The sequence below is a fragment of the Rhodococcus sp. NPDC019647 genome, from assembly GCF_044389235.1.
GTDB lineage: Bacteria > Actinomycetota > Actinomycetes > Mycobacteriales > Mycobacteriaceae > Rhodococcus_F > Rhodococcus_F oxybenzonivorans.
On sequence record NZ_JBIRXS010000051.1, the window covers coordinates 16,194 to 31,475 of the forward strand.

11 protein-coding genes are annotated in these 15,282 nt (G+C 64.4%); 1 reads left to right on the forward strand and 10 read right to left on the reverse strand.

The window, feature by feature from the left end; translation table 11 throughout:
- Window positions 1-10 precede the first annotated feature (10 nt).
- From ACH49N_RS37760 to ACH49N_RS37775, 4 genes are all read right to left on the reverse strand, one after another.
- Window positions 11-1,378, reverse strand: coding sequence for an MFS transporter (locus ACH49N_RS37760; protein ID WP_358278340.1), 1,368 nt, complete (start codon window positions 1,376-1,378; stop codon window positions 11-13).
- Between the two features lie 81 nt (window positions 1,379-1,459).
- The gene (locus ACH49N_RS37765) at window positions 1,460-2,692 is read right to left on the reverse strand and encodes an FAD-dependent oxidoreductase (protein ID WP_358278342.1); all 1,233 of its coding nucleotides are present in this window, start codon (window positions 2,690-2,692) and stop codon (window positions 1,460-1,462) included.
- Window positions 2,693-2,695: 3 nt separating this feature from the next.
- Window positions 2,696-3,019 (reverse strand): 2Fe-2S iron-sulfur cluster-binding protein, encoded by a 324-nt coding sequence (locus ACH49N_RS37770; protein WP_358278344.1) that lies wholly within the window; start codon window positions 3,017-3,019, stop codon window positions 2,696-2,698.
- Between the two features lie 13 nt (window positions 3,020-3,032).
- The gene (locus tag ACH49N_RS37775; RefSeq protein WP_358278345.1) at window positions 3,033-4,358 is read right to left on the reverse strand and encodes a cytochrome P450; all 1,326 of its coding nucleotides are present in this window, start codon (window positions 4,356-4,358) and stop codon (window positions 3,033-3,035) included.
- A gap of 125 nt (window positions 4,359-4,483) precedes the next feature.
- On the opposite strand from ACH49N_RS37775, the gene ACH49N_RS37780 reads away from it, so the two are divergent.
- Window positions 4,484-5,419: a LysR family transcriptional regulator gene (locus ACH49N_RS37780; RefSeq protein ID WP_358278347.1), complete on the forward strand. Its 936-nt coding sequence runs from the start codon at window positions 4,484-4,486 to the stop codon at window positions 5,417-5,419.
- A gap of 194 nt (window positions 5,420-5,613) precedes the next feature.
- Here ACH49N_RS37780 and couO read toward each other — a convergent pair whose 3' ends face one another.
- From couO to ACH49N_RS37810, 6 genes are all read right to left on the reverse strand, one after another.
- Window positions 5,614-6,504 carry a 4-hydroxyphenyl-beta-ketoacyl-CoA hydrolase gene (gene couO, locus ACH49N_RS37785; protein WP_358278349.1) on the reverse strand — a complete coding sequence of 297 codons (891 nt, stop codon included), beginning with the start codon at window positions 6,502-6,504 and terminating at the stop codon, window positions 5,614-5,616.
- Window positions 6,501-7,151, reverse strand: a complete 651-nt coding sequence (locus ACH49N_RS37790; RefSeq protein WP_358278351.1) for an SDR family NAD(P)-dependent oxidoreductase — start codon at window positions 7,149-7,151, stop codon at window positions 6,501-6,503. The genes couO and ACH49N_RS37790 overlap by 4 nt, the downstream gene beginning before the upstream one ends.
- A 39-nt stretch (window positions 7,152-7,190) precedes the next feature.
- Window positions 7,191-9,200, reverse strand: coding sequence for an acetoacetate--CoA ligase (locus ACH49N_RS37795; protein WP_358278353.1), 2,010 nt, complete (start codon window positions 9,198-9,200; stop codon window positions 7,191-7,193).
- A 196-nt stretch (window positions 9,201-9,396) separates the two neighbouring features.
- Window positions 9,397-10,626, reverse strand: a complete 1,230-nt coding sequence (locus ACH49N_RS37800) for a helix-turn-helix domain-containing protein (RefSeq protein WP_358278355.1) — start codon at window positions 10,624-10,626, stop codon at window positions 9,397-9,399.
- 49 nt (window positions 10,627-10,675) lie between these two features.
- Entirely contained in the window at window positions 10,676-12,103 is a 1,428-nt protein-coding gene (locus tag ACH49N_RS37805; RefSeq protein WP_358278356.1) for an NAD(P)/FAD-dependent oxidoreductase, read from the reverse strand.
- Entirely contained in the window at window positions 12,100-13,872 is a 1,773-nt protein-coding gene (locus ACH49N_RS37810) for a DUF3556 domain-containing protein (protein ID WP_358278358.1), read from the reverse strand. Before ACH49N_RS37810 ends, ACH49N_RS37805 begins: the two co-directional genes overlap by 4 nt.
- Window positions 13,873-15,282: the final 1,410 nt, after the last annotated feature.

Genomic DNA, 15,282 nt, shown 5'->3' on the forward strand with positions numbered 1-15,282 from the left:
ACGAGCCCGCTCAGTTGACCGGCACCGATTCGTCGAGGTCACTGCCTTCCTCGGGTGTCCGGGTTCGGAGGTCGGTGCCCCCGACCTCGGTGGCGGTGGTGACTGCAATTATCGACACCAGGCTCAGGGCGATGATGTAGAGGCCCACGGAGGGGGACCAGCCGGTGGCGTCGATCAGCGCCTGCGCGATCAGGGCGGCGAACGCGCCGCCGAGGACGGCGCCGAGGGCGTATCCGATGGAGACTCCGGAGTAGCGGACTTCGGCGGGGAACATCTCCGCATACATGGCGGACATCGGTCCGTAGGAGATGCCGATACCGACGGTCAGTAGCACGACGGCGAGGCCGTAGAGCCAGATGTTGGCGGTGTCGATGAGCAGGAACATCGGCACGATCCAGACGATCAGGGCGAGGTAGCCGATCTGGAAGGCGCGGCGCCGGCCGATGCGGTCGGACAGTGCCCCACCGAGCAGGGTGGTGGCGATCCAGACGGCGGCGGCGATCGAGGTCATCGCCAGGACCTGGGTGCGGTCGAGGCCGACCGTCCGCGTTGCATACGAGGTGAGGAAGGCGATCAGCAGGTAGCCGGCGGCGCTGCTGCCGATGAAGATCAGTGCGCACTGCACGACGGGCTTGGTGTGGCGGGTGAAGAGGTCTTTCAGCGGGGCCGACGACTGGCTGCGTCGCTGGCGGAGTTCTTCGAAGACGGGGCTTTCGTCAACGGTGCGGCGGATGAGGTAACCGACGCCGATCAGGGCAACGGAGATCAGGAACGGGATGCGCCAGCCCCAGCTGGTGAACTGGGCGGGTGAGAGGGTGGCGGTGAGCGCGGTCAGCATCAATGATGCGGCGAGCATTCCGATCGGCACCCCGAGTTGGGGGTAGGCGCCGAACAGGCCGCGCCGGTCTCGCGGTGCGTGTTCGACGGCCATGAGCGCGGCGCCGCCCCATTCGCCGCCGGCGGAGAATCCCTGGACGATGCGCAGGGTGATGAGCAGGATCGGCGCCCACACGCCGATCTGGGAGTAGGTGGGCAGCAGGCCGATCAGTGCGGTGGCCCCGCCCATCAGCAGCAGGGTCAGCACCAGCATCCGTTTGCGGCCGACCCGGTCACCGAGGTGTCCGGCGATGACCGCGCCGAGGGGGCGGAACAGGAAGCTGATGCCGATGGAGGCCAGCGCGAGCAGTTGCGCGAGTCCGGCGTTGGCGGTCCCGAGGGGCTCGAAGTAGATCTTGCCGAAGACCAGTGCGGCGACGCTGGCGTAGATGAAGTAGTCGTACCACTCGATGGCGGTGCCGACGAGGGTGCCGGCCAGGACGCGGCGTTCGGTGTTGATGTCGGGTGAGGACACCCCAGGGGCGGGTGTGGACGCGGTCATGACACTCCAGACGGGGAAGGGGGAGGAGAAACGCGGGGAGCGAAGGAGGGAAGGTCGTGGTGGGTGGGGCCGGGACTGTGTTCAGACGACGGCAGGTCGTGTGAGGAAGTTCTTCAGGTCGAAGCCGGGAGAGAGGACCTGCTCGGGGGTGGGCCGCGCGTTCGTGGCCAGGACCTTGCGAGCGGTCATGTGGACACGCGGCTGGTTGACCGATTCGACGCAGGCCAGCGCGCTGTCCTGGAAGCGGAAGACGGAGAACTTTCCGGACGCGGGGTCGCCGTGCAGCACGGTGCGGTCGGGACGGGTGGCCACTCCGGCGATCTGCAGTTTCTCGGTGCCCTGGTGGCTCCAGAACCAGGGCAGCTCAGCGTATTCGGTGGGTGTGGCGGTCAGGGTGCGGGCCAGTGCTCGGGCTTGATCGACCGCGTTCTGCACCGATTCGCGCCGGGTCGATGTCCCGGCGTGGCGGCAGGGAAAGTGGGCGCAGTCACCGATCGCCCATACATGGTCGTCCGGGGTCCTCAGATAGGTGTCGACCTCGATGCCGTGGGTGGTGGGTAAACCGGCTGCCGCGGCGAGTTCGGTGTTGGGGTGCACGCCGATACCGATGACGACGAGGTCGGCGGGATATCGGGTGCCGTCGCCGCCGAGGGCGGCGGCCACCCGTGCACCGTCGGGTTCGAGTGCGGTGACGGTTTGCCCGAAGACCAGGCGGATGCCGGCGGCGGTGTGGGTATCGGTGAAGTACCGTGCGGTCTCCTCGGAGACGGCGCGGGCCATCGGACGTCGGCCGTATTCGAGGACGGTGACGGCGAGTCCGCGGGCGCGGGCCGCGGCGGCGAATTCGAGTCCGATGAACCCGGCACCGACCACGACGACCGACTGGGCCGTGTCGAGGGCCGCGTGCAGAGCCGCCGCGTCGGTGATCGTCCGTAGATAGTGGACGCCGCCGAGTTCGGCTCCCGGCACGGTGAGGGTGCGGTTGCGGGCGCCGGTGGCGAACACCAGGTGCGAATACTCGAAGGTTTGCCCGTCGGCCAGGGTGATCGTGCGGGCGGCTCGGTCGAGGCCGGTGATCCGGTTGTCCTCGATCAATGTGGTTGCGGTGTCGGTGAAGAAGCGACCGGCCTTCAGGGGAAGGGGTTGCGGAGCGCTGCCCGCGACGAGGAAGTCCTTCGACAGCGGTGGCCGTTGGTAGGGCAGTCCCGGCTCGGCGCTGATCAGGGTCACGGGGGCGGTGCAGCCCTCGGCGCGCAGTGAGTCCGCCAGCTGCACACCGGCGTGTCCGGCGCCGGCGATGACGATGTGCTCCACGACTTAGACCTGACTCTCGGGGAGTTCGACCTCGAGGTCGAGGAGGTCGGTCGTCTGGATCTGGCAGCCCAATCGGGACCGGGTGGCATCGCGGGGTGCGGCGGTACAGTCGAGCATCTCGTCCTCGTCCTCACCGATCGGTGGGAGCTGGTCGAGGTACGCCTCGCGCACGTAGACGTGGCAGGTTGCGCACATCGCCTGGCCGCCGCATTCGCCGACGATGCCGGCCACGCCGTGGGTGACGGCGGCGCGCATCACTGATGTTCCGGGATCGACGTCGAGAACGTCGGTGTTCCCGACGGGGTGGTGGAAGGTGATCTTTGCCATGACAGCGTGCCTTTCAGAGGTTCCAGGTGACGGGCAGGGTGGTCAGTCCGCGGAAAACCCATCCGTCGCAGGTGCTCTCGCGGTTGTCGTCGACTCGGAGGGTGGGGAACCGCTCGTAGAGCAGCGGCACGGCGATCTGACCGATCGAGATCTTGGCGGCCCAGTGGCCGGCGCACAGGTGCACACCGCTGCCGAACGCGAGATGCGGTTGCTTGGGGCGGAAGACATCGAAGGAAGCGGGATCGCCCTCGAAGTGGGTTTCGTCGCGGTTGGCCGAGCCGACGACGACCCCGACCGGAGCTCCGGCGGGCAGACCGATCCCACCGAGGGTGACCGGGCGGGTGGTCTCGCGGGGGTACATCCCGATCGGGGACAGCCACCGGGCGGCCTCGTCGAACACCGCCGGCCACAGCGTCGGGTCGGCGAGTATCCGCTGGTGCTGGTCACGGTGCCGATCGAGGGCCCAGACCATGTTGGTCACCATGTGCTGAGGCTCGTTCATGCCGCCGGTGATGGTCAGCTTCACGTTCGCGGCCACCGCCTTTCGGGGCAAACCGCTGGACACCAGCGCGGAGGTCATCGACTCATTCGGATTCGCCTCGTAGAAGGGGATCAGCTCGTCGAGCAGCGCATCGACCTCGGTGCGGGCGGTCTCGGCTGCCGCCCAGATGGTCGGGTCGTCGAGCAGGTTGCCGGTCCCGGCGATGAACGCATGCGACCAGCGGCGCATCTGTTCGGGCTCGACTCCGGGCAACCCGAGCAGGTCGATGAGATTTTGTGAGGCCACCGGGGCGGCGTAGTCCCGGTTCAGCTCTGCCGCTTCGGGTCCGGCCTCGGCCACCGCCTCGAGATAGGTGCGGGCATTGCGCTCGAACACCGGCGCCCACGCCTGCTTGATCGATTTCGGTCGCAGAGTGGGATTGACGGCCTGACGTTCGATCGCATGCTCGGGATCGTCCTTGCGCAGCATCGGGTTCTCCCCGAGGGCCCGGGTCATCGTTGCTCCGCTCCCGCTGACCTGCACGCTGAACGTCTGCTGATCCAGCTCGATGGCGTGGCACTCGGCGTAGCCGGTGACCAGGTACTTGTGCACCGCCGGTACCCACGCGACGGGGGATTCACGGCGTAGCCGCGCGTACACCGCGTACGGGTCGGCGGCCAGGGCCTCTGCGGTCACCCAGTCGGCGGTCGGCGCCGGTCTCGCGGACCCCGACGCGGCCGGCGAGCCGGAATCACGGGTGGTCGATATGTTCGGGTGCGCCTCCAGGGACGCAGCGGGTGCGGCGTACGGGCAGATCGCCGCACCCGCGGCAGGGGAGGGCGCGGGCATGCTAGTCATGAGTTCGACTCCCAGATAGAGGTGTTATCGGCATCACAGTGGGTCACTGGTGCCATTCCACATCACCCACAACTGTTAGTAAACTGCGTAAAATTGCTAAACTTTCCCGATTGGATCGAAGAATCGTGCCTGGTTTCACGCTGCGACAACTGGAACTGTTCGCCGCCCTGCCCAACTATTCGACACTCAGCGCCGCCGCAGCCGACCTGCACATCTCCGAATCGGCGCTCTCCCACGCTGTTACCGAGCTGGAAAAAGTGGTCGGGGAACAGTTGTGCGTGCGGCGTAAGGCGCGGGGTCTGCAGTTGACGCCAGCGGGGCAGTTCTTCGCCGACCGTGCCCGCGCCTTGCTCGCGGACGCCGACGAGTTGATCTCCGCGCTCGCCGCCGAGCGTGGAGAGCTGACCGGGCCGGTGAAACTCGGCTGCTACACCGGTTTCTCGAGCACCGTGCTCCCACCCGTGCTCGACGGGTTCGCCCGCGCGCACCCGCGGGTGGAAATCGGTGTCAGCATCGGCACCGATGACGAGTTACTGCCGGCCCTGTTCTCCGGCCGACTCGACGTCGCGATCGTCTACGACATGTTCTTGCCGGACGGCCTCGCCCGAAAGACCGTCTACGACACCGAGGTCCTCGCGGTACTACCGGCCGACCATCCCCGGGCCAACCAGCGATCCCTCGATCTCGCCGACCTGATCAGCGATCCCTTCATCATGCTCGACACCGCTCCGAGTGCGGCCAACACCAGAAAGATCTTCACCGAACGCGGCCTCGAACCGAACCTGCTGGTGAGCGTGCCGAACCTTGAGTTGGTGCGGGTCCTCGTCGGACGCGGGCTCGGCTACAGCCTGCTGATGTGGCGGCCGAACTACGCCACGACCACCCTCGAGGGCCGGGAGGTCGTCATGTTGCCGTTGCGCCCGCAAGCCGGTGCCACCTCAGTCGTCGCTGTTTGGCCGCAACACACGACACTCAGCCGTCGTGCAGTCGCCCTTCTCGACCACCTCTCAGCCAGCCTGGCGCAGGCCGACCTCCACGCCGATTCACCGTCGAATCCGTGAACCGGGTGGCGGGCACCGAGATCCTGCGGAGGCGGGCACGTCCCTTGTCGTGGTCGGTTCCGGGTCGTCTACGAGATCTCTATGCGTCGGTCAACGGGGTGGATGTCGACACGGTCGCTGATCCTCGCTCCTGCACCGATCGTTGCACACTCGCTCGGCTGCATTCCGATAGTGACTACTGAATGGCATGTTGGTCAGTGCTTGATGCCGAGAACGCGCAGCGCGTTCTGCTTGAAGATCAGGGGCGTGACCTCGGGTTTGATGTCGAGGTTCGCGAAGTCCTTCATCCAGCGGTCGACCTGGATGACGGGGAAGTCGGAGCCGAAGAGCACCTTGTTCCGCAGCATCGAGTTGGCGGCCTTGACCAGCTGCGGCGGGAAGTATTTCGGTGACCACCCGGACAGGTCGATGTAGACGTTGGCCTTGTGGGTGGCGATGGAGATCTGCGCGTCCACCCACGGCACGGCCGGGTGGGCCATGATCATGGTGAGGTCGGGGAAGTCGGCGGCGACGTCGTCGAGGAGCATCGGGTCGGAGTAGCGCAGTTTGATGCCGTGCCCGCCGGGTAGGCCGGCGCCGATCCCGGTCTGTCCGGTGTGGAACAGGGTGGGGACCCCGGCCTCGGTGATGGCCTCATAGAGCGGGTAGAACTGCCGGTCGTTGGGTTCGAAGCCCTGCATGCTGGGGTGGAATTTGAATCCCTTGACACCGTAGTCGTCGACGAGTCGGTGCACGCGCCGCACGGCGGCCTTGCCCTGCCAGGGGTCGACGGAGCCGAACGGGATCAGGACGTCGTTGTGGCGGGCGGCGCCCTCGGCGATCTCTTCCACCGAGTTCGGTGTGTGTCCGGTCCCAGATTCCGCGTCGACGGTGAACACGACTGCGGCCATGTTGCGGGAGCGGTAGTGCTCAGCCACATCATCGATCGTGGGGTTCTGGTCCTCAGCAGACTTGAAGTACGTCTCGGTCGCGGTGAGGAGCACATCGTCCATCGCATGATGCCCGCAGCCGTCGAGCTGAACATGGGCGTGGAAGTCGAGGGCGTCGATCGTGTCGAAGTCGATGCCGTACTCGTAGCGGCTCATTTCGCCATCAGCTCCTCGGGGAATTCTTCGCCGACGGACTGCACGGCGTCACCGAACGCGCCGGCCCACTGGGCCGCGATGTCGTCGCCCGACCAGCCACCGTCGTGGGACTTGGCGCCCGAGTAATTGGTCTGCCCGAAGTTGCCGCGCTGGCCGGCGGGGGAGCCGATGCAGATGATGCGACCACCGTCGCCCTGCTCGCGGAACTTCAGGACGGCTTCGCGGACGCACGTGAACGTGCCGCGCAGATGCACGCCCACGGCGGCGTCGAAGTCGTCGTCGGTCATCTTCCACAGCACCTTGTCGCGGCCGATGCCCGCGTTGGTGACCATGACGTCGAGGCGACCGAACGCCTCGGCCGCACCGGCGACCAGCTTGTTCGCAACGATGTTGCGGTGTCCGAGCAGGACGCCCTTCCTGAAGCCCGCGGTTCCGCTCGAAGAAGCTAGTACAGAAGAAGTTTCCGGCGTGCGCAAGGCTTCCCGCAGAGAGGTTCTCGCTGAACGTCGCATTAGCGCCGCCGAGCTAGAAATGCGGATCTGTACCGATATTCGACGTGTCTCGGTGACCGCTGCGGCGATGACCGCGACGCCGGGCAGTGTTGCCCTCGGAATCGGAGTCTCCGAAAGACGTGAGTGGTAAATCATGACGCCCTTCCATTGCTCTAGGGGTGATGACAGCTCTTGTTAAAGGCGGACGGGGACTGTGTACAGAGCGTGTGCGATGAGGGCGGCGGTTGCGGATACATCGTCCGGATTGACCACGACGCCGAGATCGAGAACGTCGGAGATGCTCTCACCTTTGACGATCCGCTTCAGTGGTATTTCGAGTCTCTTGCCGGTCTTGTTGCGCGGGATGCTGGGGACAACGACTACATGATCGGGGGAGTGCCGTGGTGAGAGCAGCGATCGGATGGTGCTCCGGACTTCGGATCTGATCTGTTCTGGGTTCACGTCGCTGTTGGTAGCCAGTTCGAGGGCGAGCACCAGTTTGCCCATCCCGGACTCGTCTTCGAAGTGCAGAACCATACTGTCCGTGACATCGGGCAAAGAGTCGAGTACGGCATAGAACTCGGCGGTGCCGAGTCGGACGCCACCTCGGTTGAGGGTGGCATCCGATCGGCCGGTGATCACCCAGGTATTGCGTTCGGTGTGGATCAGCCAGTCTCCGTGCCGCCACTGGCCCGGATACATGTCGAAGTAGCTGGCGCGATATCGCGCGAAGCTCTTGTCGCCCCAGAAGAATACCGGCATCGACGGCATCGGCTGGCGTACGACGAGCTCGCCGGCTATGCCTTGGACCGGCTTGCCGTCCGGGTCGAGGGCGTCGACGTCCACTCCGAGTGGCCGGCACGACATTTCTCCCGCATATACCGCCACCAGGGGGCACCCGCCGACGAACGCGGTTCCCACATCGGTGCCCCCGGAGGTCGATATCAACAGCAGACTGTCATTTACCGCGGTGTAGACCCAACCGGACACGTCGGCAGCTAGTGGCGATCCTGATGACATGACCTCGCGCAGCATGCGGAGGTCCCAGCGGTCTGCGGGGCGTATTCCCGAATGCGCCCAGTGCGCCAAGTAGGCTGCGCTGGTTCCGAGGAACGTGGTCTCTGTTTCCTCGGCAATTGCCCACTGCGACCAGGGTCCGTCGAGAGTGGGCCACGCCGGATCACCGTCGACGAGTACAACCGACGTTCCGAGGAGTAGTGAGGAAACCATCAGGTTCCACACGACCCAGCCGGTCGTGGTGTAGTAGAACGCGACATCGTCCGGGCCGAAGTCCTGGTGTAAGCCGAGCACTTTAAAGTGTTCGATCAGGAATCCGCCGTGGCAATGCACGATCGCCTTGGGGCGTCCGGTCGTACCCGAAGAGAACAGAACCACCAGCGGATGCTCGAAAGGAACCGGCGGCGTGACGACCGAGCCGGTCTCGGCGGTGAACTCCGAGTAGGAAATGAAGCCGCCAGGGATGGGCACATCCTCGTCGAGGTAGGGCAACAGAACCATCGTGGAAGCGGGCAATGCGGCTCTGATCTCGGTGAGATCGGCCTCTCGGCTGATGTCCCTGTCGCCCCACCGATACCCGTCGACAGCGACGACCAGCGCGGGATCGAGCTGTCCGATGCGCTGTATCACGGCGGTCGCACCCATCTCGGGCGGAACGGAGCACCACACCGCCCCCACCGCGGTGGTGGCGAGGTACGCGGCTACGGTCTCGGGAATGTTCGGCATGTATCCGGCGACACGATCACCGCGCCCAATGCCTGAACGGATCAAACCTGCTTGGAAGCGACCGATTTCCGCGAGTAGCCGCGCCCCGGTCCAATCGATACTTCCTGTGGTTTGGCTGCGCGAGCGGACCATCACTTTGTCCGGACGCGTACTCAGTTCTCGCACGATGTGTTCTGCATAGTTGAGCGTCGCTCCTGGAAACCACTGTGCCCCCGGCATCGTCGCGTCCGCGATCACAGCGGTATGAGGAGTGTGCTCGATGACACCGAACTCGTCGCAGATCGATTCCCAGAAAGCCTGGAGGTCCGAGGCCGACCAACTCCACGCTTCTTCGTAGGTAGCGAAATGCTGGCCGGTGCGCTCCTCGATCTTGGAGAGATACCGGCCCACCCGGCTGTTCTTCCATTCGGCCTTGGAGGGCGCCGGGAAAAGGATGTCTCCTTGTGCGGAGGCGTTCATCATGAGTCGATCACTTTCGGCGATGGGAAGGCCTCGGCCCGTTACAGGAGCCGGGCTTTGGTAGGTGTGGCGCACTTCTTGCGACCAGGTTGGTCCGACCAGGTTCGTCGGGGGGGCGGGACGATGGCACAGTTCGGACGGGTGGCATCGGAAGTGTCAGTGCCCACCGTGGGCGGTAGCGGATTGAGTGGACTCGCTGTCAGGGCGGTGCGCGCAGCACCGTGCTGCCGTACCACCGGCAGATCTCCAGGGCTGCCGACACAGTGAACGGGTCGACGTCGTCGAGTGCGCGCCCGAGGTCCTCGGAAGCTTGTTGGACTCTGTACCTGACGGTGTTTCGGTGCAAAATCATCCGCTCGGACGCCGCCGCCGGGCTGCGGTGGCACGCTAGGTAGACGCGTAGCGTCTCGCGGAGTTCGTAGGCGCGTTCAGTATCAGCTGCCAACTGGCCTAGTGTGGTGTTGACGAAGTGTCGCAACTCGGTGGTGTCGCCGCTGAGCATCGCGACCGGGGCGACGTCGGCAAACGAGACGATCTGAGGCGGAGACGGCCTGGCCGACATCGCGAGTGCTTTCACTCGGGCCGCCTGATCGTAGGAGGCGCGGAATCCGTCGATACCGCTGCGGGGCAGCCCGGTGGCCACCTGAACGGGAAGGGGACTGGCTTCCAGCTGACTCTTCAGCCTGGTGATGAGCTCTCGTTCAGGTTCGTGCAATGACACCCATATCGTCACGGCTGTCTCATCGGTATGGATTAGGAGAGTGTGCGCACGCGCGGCTGCGGCCGTCAACAGGTGATGGAAGCGGTCGATTGTGTCACTGGCTACTCCCCCCTGAGCATGCTCTGCTGCAACCCATGCGGCGATTGCGAGGTGAGTTCCCGAAAGGGGATAGCCGATCGCTCGCTGTGCCTCGGCCGTAGCGATCACTGTTCCGGCCAGTAGACGAGAGACCCAGTGCTGCTTCATGCCGCTTCGGCTGTGAATCCAGCGTTCGCGCTCTTCTTCGTAGTCGAGGGCGATGAGTTCACAGACGTGGTCGAGATAGGTCGCCACGGTGGCGATCACTGTTTTCACGGCACGCAGGTCGTCGGCCTCGTCCATGCTGTTGGCCGCATCGAGGCATATTCCGGTGAACTGTGCCTGGCCCACCCGGTACACGCGGAGCAGCGCTGCCAGCGACAATCCGCGGCGGGCGAGGCCGCGGGCGTAGGCGACTGCGCCCGGGGGAGGCGTGATTGTTGCCGGGTCGACGTTCGTGCGAAGCGCATCGAGGAGAATCTCCGTGTTCTCCACAATGCTCGCGCCGAGCATGTCGCGATACTCGCGGTTAGGCACGAGCGCGGGCATGTCCCTGATGATGGAGGCGAGTAGTCCTTCCACGAAGTCCCGCTGGTGGGGTATGACTCGCTCGGCGATCTTTCGGATCATGGCATTGTCGCCCTCAGCTGATCGGTCCGATTCTTCGAACAAATCACCGTCACCTCCCTCCGGAGTGGCCGCTGTGCCTAAGCGCCGAGAGGGCTGCGTTGTGGCCACACATCCCGTGCACTCCGGCACCTGGCGGTGTGGCGGCCGAACATATATAGACGCCGTCGATTCCGGTGCGATAGGGGTCGAGGGCAATCCGCGGGCGCAACAACAATTGCACGGGATTGTTCTCGCCAGTAATAATGTCGCCGCCGATGTAGTTCGGGTTGTACACGCTCATCGCTGCTGTCGATCTGCTGAAGGCGCCGACGATTCGTTCGCGCGTCCCGGGCGCGAACCGCTCGATCTGGCCGATGATGGCCTCCGTCGCGTCGCCGCTGTATCCATGGGGAACGTGAGCATACGCCCAGATCGGATGAACGTCACCGCTCGACCGCCCGGGATCGGCGAGATACTGCTGGCCGATCAGGACGAATGGGCGAGGCGGCATGATTCCCCTCGCGATGTCACGTTCGGCAGCGACGATTTCGTCCAAAGTGCCCCCGAGATGCACAGTGCCGGCCCGGCCGCAGTCTTCGTTGATCCACGGGACACCGCCCTCCACTGCCAGATCGACCTTGAAGGCTCCGGGGCCGTGCCGGTATCGGTTGTATGCGCGGCGTACCCGGGCCGGTAGTAGGTCGCCGGTAACTTCGACGACCCCGCGCGGCGCCAGATCGAGCATCACGATGTCCGATGATGGGAGGTCCCTCAGTGAGCGGACCGGTTGACCGGTCTCGATTTTTCCTCCGAGCGATCCGAGGAGCGAGGCGAGAGCATTCGTGATCGACTGAGACCCGCCTGCCGCTACCGGCCACCCGTGCGTGTGCGCGGCGGCGATCATCATCGCACCGACCGACGACGTGGCCGGGCGGGTGAGCGGGTGAATGACGTGCGCGGCGATGCCGGCGAAGAGTGCCCGTGCCTCCTCGGATTCGAATACCCGCGCCAACCAGGCAGCCGGTGGCAATGCGCGCAGTCCCAGCTGCACGAGTGCGCCGGGATGCCGGGGCACGTGGGCAATCGGCCGAAACAGATCCGGCGCCAGGTCGTCGAATCGGTCGGCGAGCGGGCCGAATAGTTGGCGCCATCGGTGACCGTCGACCCCGAGATGCCGAACGGTGTCTTCGAGGGACCGCAACATTATCCCGGCAGTGCCCGAATCGAGCGGGTGCGCGGCGTCAACCTTCGGCCACTTCCACTCGAGCCCGTGCTGATCGAGATCGAGAGTCCGAAGATACGGCGAGCCAGCACCCATCGGATGTACGGCCGAGCAGTCGTCGTGCAGCACACCTGGGAAAGTGTGCTCGCTGCTTCGCGTACCGCCCCCGATGGTCTCGGCGGCTTCGACTACCGTGACCTTCACGCCGTGCTGGGCGAGTGTGACGGCGGCGGCGAGACCGTTGGGTCCGGCGCCCACTACTACCGCGGTGGTCATGCCTCCACAACGCCTTTTCCGAATGTGCCGCCGCGTCCGGCCAGGGACCGCTGTGGATGAACCGGGATGGGTCCGCCGTCGAGCCACGGCTGCGCGGTGAGCATGTCAGCGACTTCGACATAACCGCGTTCGATTTCACCCACAGCCAGGTCGTAGGCCCGATACTGTTGGCGCGCAATGTGAATCGGTTGTGATTCGAGGTAGACCACGATCGCTTCACCCGGCCGGAAACCGCACCGCTCCTGTATCGCATCCACAAGCTGCTTCCCGTGCAGGTGACCGTCCCCGAACTGCCACCCCAGGACGGCGCCGGCGACGAATTCGCCTTCCCGAATGTCGTAGTCCTGATATGAGCTGACATGATTTCCGATCAGGGTTGTCAGCGCCCGGCCGTGCATGTGCAGTGATCGCCACGCAACCGCCTTCTCGACAAGTAGTTCGGCCACTTCGCGCCCATACAGAGAGGTGAGCTGGTCGACTTGGTTAGGTGCAGCCTTCACGATCTTGTCATTCAGTCGGGCTTCACTTCCTTTGCGGAACGCCCACTGGCTGCTAGCCCAGTTACCGCTGTAGTAACGCATCGACCACAAGAACGAGATCTTCCCCGGGAACAAGTTCCCGAGAATCGGGAACAACGACAATCCGACCACAAATGCGAGCAGCAGGAGCGGGGAGATCGAGCCGACGCCGTACGTGTCGGCCGGATACAACCCGAACAGGTACACAGCGCTGAAGGTGTAGAAGATGTTCCATTCCAAAGGAACACCCAGCGGAAACATCGAAGTGATGAACAAGTGGAAGATGACGATTATGGCCAGCGCGCACATCGTCAGAATCCTGTTCGTCGAGAACAGAAGTACGGCCGGGACGACGAACTCGATGACGGTCCCTTGATGCGCGATGAAGGACGCAAGCTTGGAAGGACGCAGGTCGTCCGGATAGTTCCGATAGAGACGGTGCTTCATCCGCGGTGAGCGGAACCACGGTGCGTTGCTCATCATCGCGGATACCACGGGCGAAAAGTGGCGGCCGATCTTCGAGAAGGCTGCACCCCACCAGACAGCCATCATGATCAGCTTCAGACCGACGATCATGCCCACGAATGGAAGGAATGCGAAGAAGATAGCGGCTACCCAGTACTGCTCCGACCGCGCCGCCAGGAAGAGTGTCTTGTCGCGCAATCCGACGATCGCGAGCAGCACGATCAGCGGCACCAACAGTTTCGGGTCCAGCAGGCCGATGTTATCGGTGGGTTGACCTTCCTTCGGGACGCCATCAGAGAGCAGGAGTGCGACCAAGGCTGCGACAACCCCCACGAAGGCTGCGACGTCGAACCACGTGCGCCGGCTTCCCTTCGTGAAGGGGACCGTGGATGGCCACGGTGGCATGCGGACCGTGTTCGGCCGCACCCAGTGCAGGACCCCACCGATTGGCGGTGAGAACCGGAATGCCAGTGGGCCGGACGATCCCCCCAGGCCGAGGAGCTCATACAACATCGTCCACAACAACATCTTCTGGTAGAAGATCGGTTGGGTCCAGTACGCGCCGACATCCCAGAATCCACCGAAACCACTTGTGGAACTGGCGAGCGCGACGCCGATGAACGCATACGTGGCGATCTTTATGACATAGAGGGTGTGCACACTCCAGGGTGTTCCGACACCGTACTCGGCCCAATGGCGCGCCAGGACTTTCAACCTGTCCAGGTAGGGGCGGTCCCGAAAGGTGGCCAGGTCCACGTCAGGAAACTCGGCTTCGGTGAAACTCATAGCGATCGTTCTTTCTTTGAGAGTGTCGAATTGGAGCGGACGTTGACTGTGGGAGGGGCGCTCCCCACGGAAGGCTCGTGTCCGGAGCTCGCATGCCTCGCTTCGGCGTCTTACGCGTTGCGCTATGTCTGAGCGGACGGCCGGATTGATGATCGCCGCAGGTCGGCAGCGGTTGGCTTTCGGGCATGTTGGTCCGGATTTAGTTGTAGCCCAGCCGGTTCCGTCGGCGTCGAGGCGGCGATCCCGGGGGTGGATCGGCCTTCTTCCCGAAGGCGCTCACCCGATCCTCGGTCGGCAACGGCGGGAACGCCGGGCAATGGAGGTGAAGTTCCGCAATCGGCCCCATGTTCGTCTATTGGGTAGTTAGTGGCATGGAGCAAGGTTAGGGCTGGAGTGTGATCTGGGCCATATGCCAGGAGGCTAAACGTGGCACCGTACTTGTGCCGTGAGCACAGATTCATACGGCGGGACAGTTGCGGGGATCGGGAGTACGGGTACCGGCTCCGTTGGAGTTCATAGGGAGTCACCAGCAGATACCGGGCGCTGTTGCTCTAGAGGTGGAGGCCCACAGCATGGCGCGACTTCGAAAACCGGTTCTGTTCCGAGGGGTGTGGATCATGAAGTCGTTCAGACTCGATGATCGAGTTTTGACGTGTACGAGATTACCGCCAGTCCGGACCGCGCATCTCGCCTGCATCGCTACTCGGCAACGAGTTGACGCGGCGCGGTTGGCTCGGGAGAGGAGAGAGGAAGATCGCAGAGTTCGTGTTGGTGTCCGGTGGGAGGTTCGGCCCGCTTTCCCCCACAGTCGGGTTGCGGGCAGCGGCCATGTCATTCATGGCCCCGGACAAGCGCCCCGTTCGATCGGCGCGCTGGTTTCGTGTCGCAACGAGGTCGGCCGTCCGGCGGGCGGCATCGAAAGAGATCGCTCTCATCGGGGGACGCCCTATGGGTGGATACTGTTGGGAAGCAGAACTGAGCATTGATACGCCCGCCATCAGGTGACGGCACTCGTTGAGCTTCCTGCCGGACCTCTTCGACGGCATCGAAGGAAAAGGCCACCAACTCCCTGCCGATCTGCTGTCGCTGCTCGAACAGCCCAGCGCAGGCTAAGACTGGCCGCGTGGACCCGACGGGCAGGCCACCACGCGGGTCACCCCACGTGTATGTGGCAGGACACGAACGGAGGTTGGAGTGTGATCATTCAGTTTGCTTTGACCGCGGCGGCGCGTCGGGCGGCATGTGTGATTCACAGCAGAGTCCGTGGTGTGCTCTGTGTTGTGGTGCCGGGCGCCAGCAGGAAGGCTGGGATCTTATGGCACGTGTTCACACCGGTGAGTCGGCGCTCGCCCGGGCGGTCCGCATCGTGGAGTCGTTCGGGTTGGACGACTCCACCCTGACCGTGTCGGA

What these genes read in the sequence shown, in the direction of transcription:
- ACH49N_RS37770 (WP_358278344.1), bottom strand. Translation starts at nt 3,019, where the DNA reads ATGGCAAAGATCACCTTCCACCACCCCGTCGGGAACACCGACGTTCTC.
- ACH49N_RS37810 (WP_358278358.1), bottom strand. Translation starts at nt 13,872, where the DNA reads ATGAGTTTCACCGAAGCCGAGTTTCCTGACGTGGACCTGGCCACCTTT.
- couO (WP_358278349.1), bottom strand. Translation starts at nt 6,504, where the DNA reads ATGAGCCGCTACGAGTACGGCATCGACTTCGACACGATCGACGCCCTC.
- ACH49N_RS37795 (WP_358278353.1), bottom strand. Translation starts at nt 9,200, where the DNA reads ATGATGAACGCCTCCGCACAAGGAGACATCCTTTTCCCGGCGCCCTCC.
- ACH49N_RS37775 (WP_358278345.1), bottom strand. Translation starts at nt 4,358, where the DNA reads ATGACTAGCATGCCCGCGCCCTCCCCTGCCGCGGGTGCGGCGATCTGC.
- ACH49N_RS37760 (WP_358278340.1), bottom strand. Translation starts at nt 1,378, where the DNA reads ATGACCGCGTCCACACCCGCCCCTGGGGTGTCCTCACCCGACATCAAC.
- ACH49N_RS37790 (WP_358278351.1), bottom strand. Translation starts at nt 7,151, where the DNA reads ATGATTTACCACTCACGTCTTTCGGAGACTCCGATTCCGAGGGCAACA.
- ACH49N_RS37800 (WP_358278355.1), bottom strand. Translation starts at nt 10,626, where the DNA reads ATGATCCGAAAGATCGCCGAGCGAGTCATACCCCACCAGCGGGACTTC.
- ACH49N_RS37805 (WP_358278356.1), bottom strand. Translation starts at nt 12,103, where the DNA reads ATGACCACCGCGGTAGTAGTGGGCGCCGGACCCAACGGTCTCGCCGCC.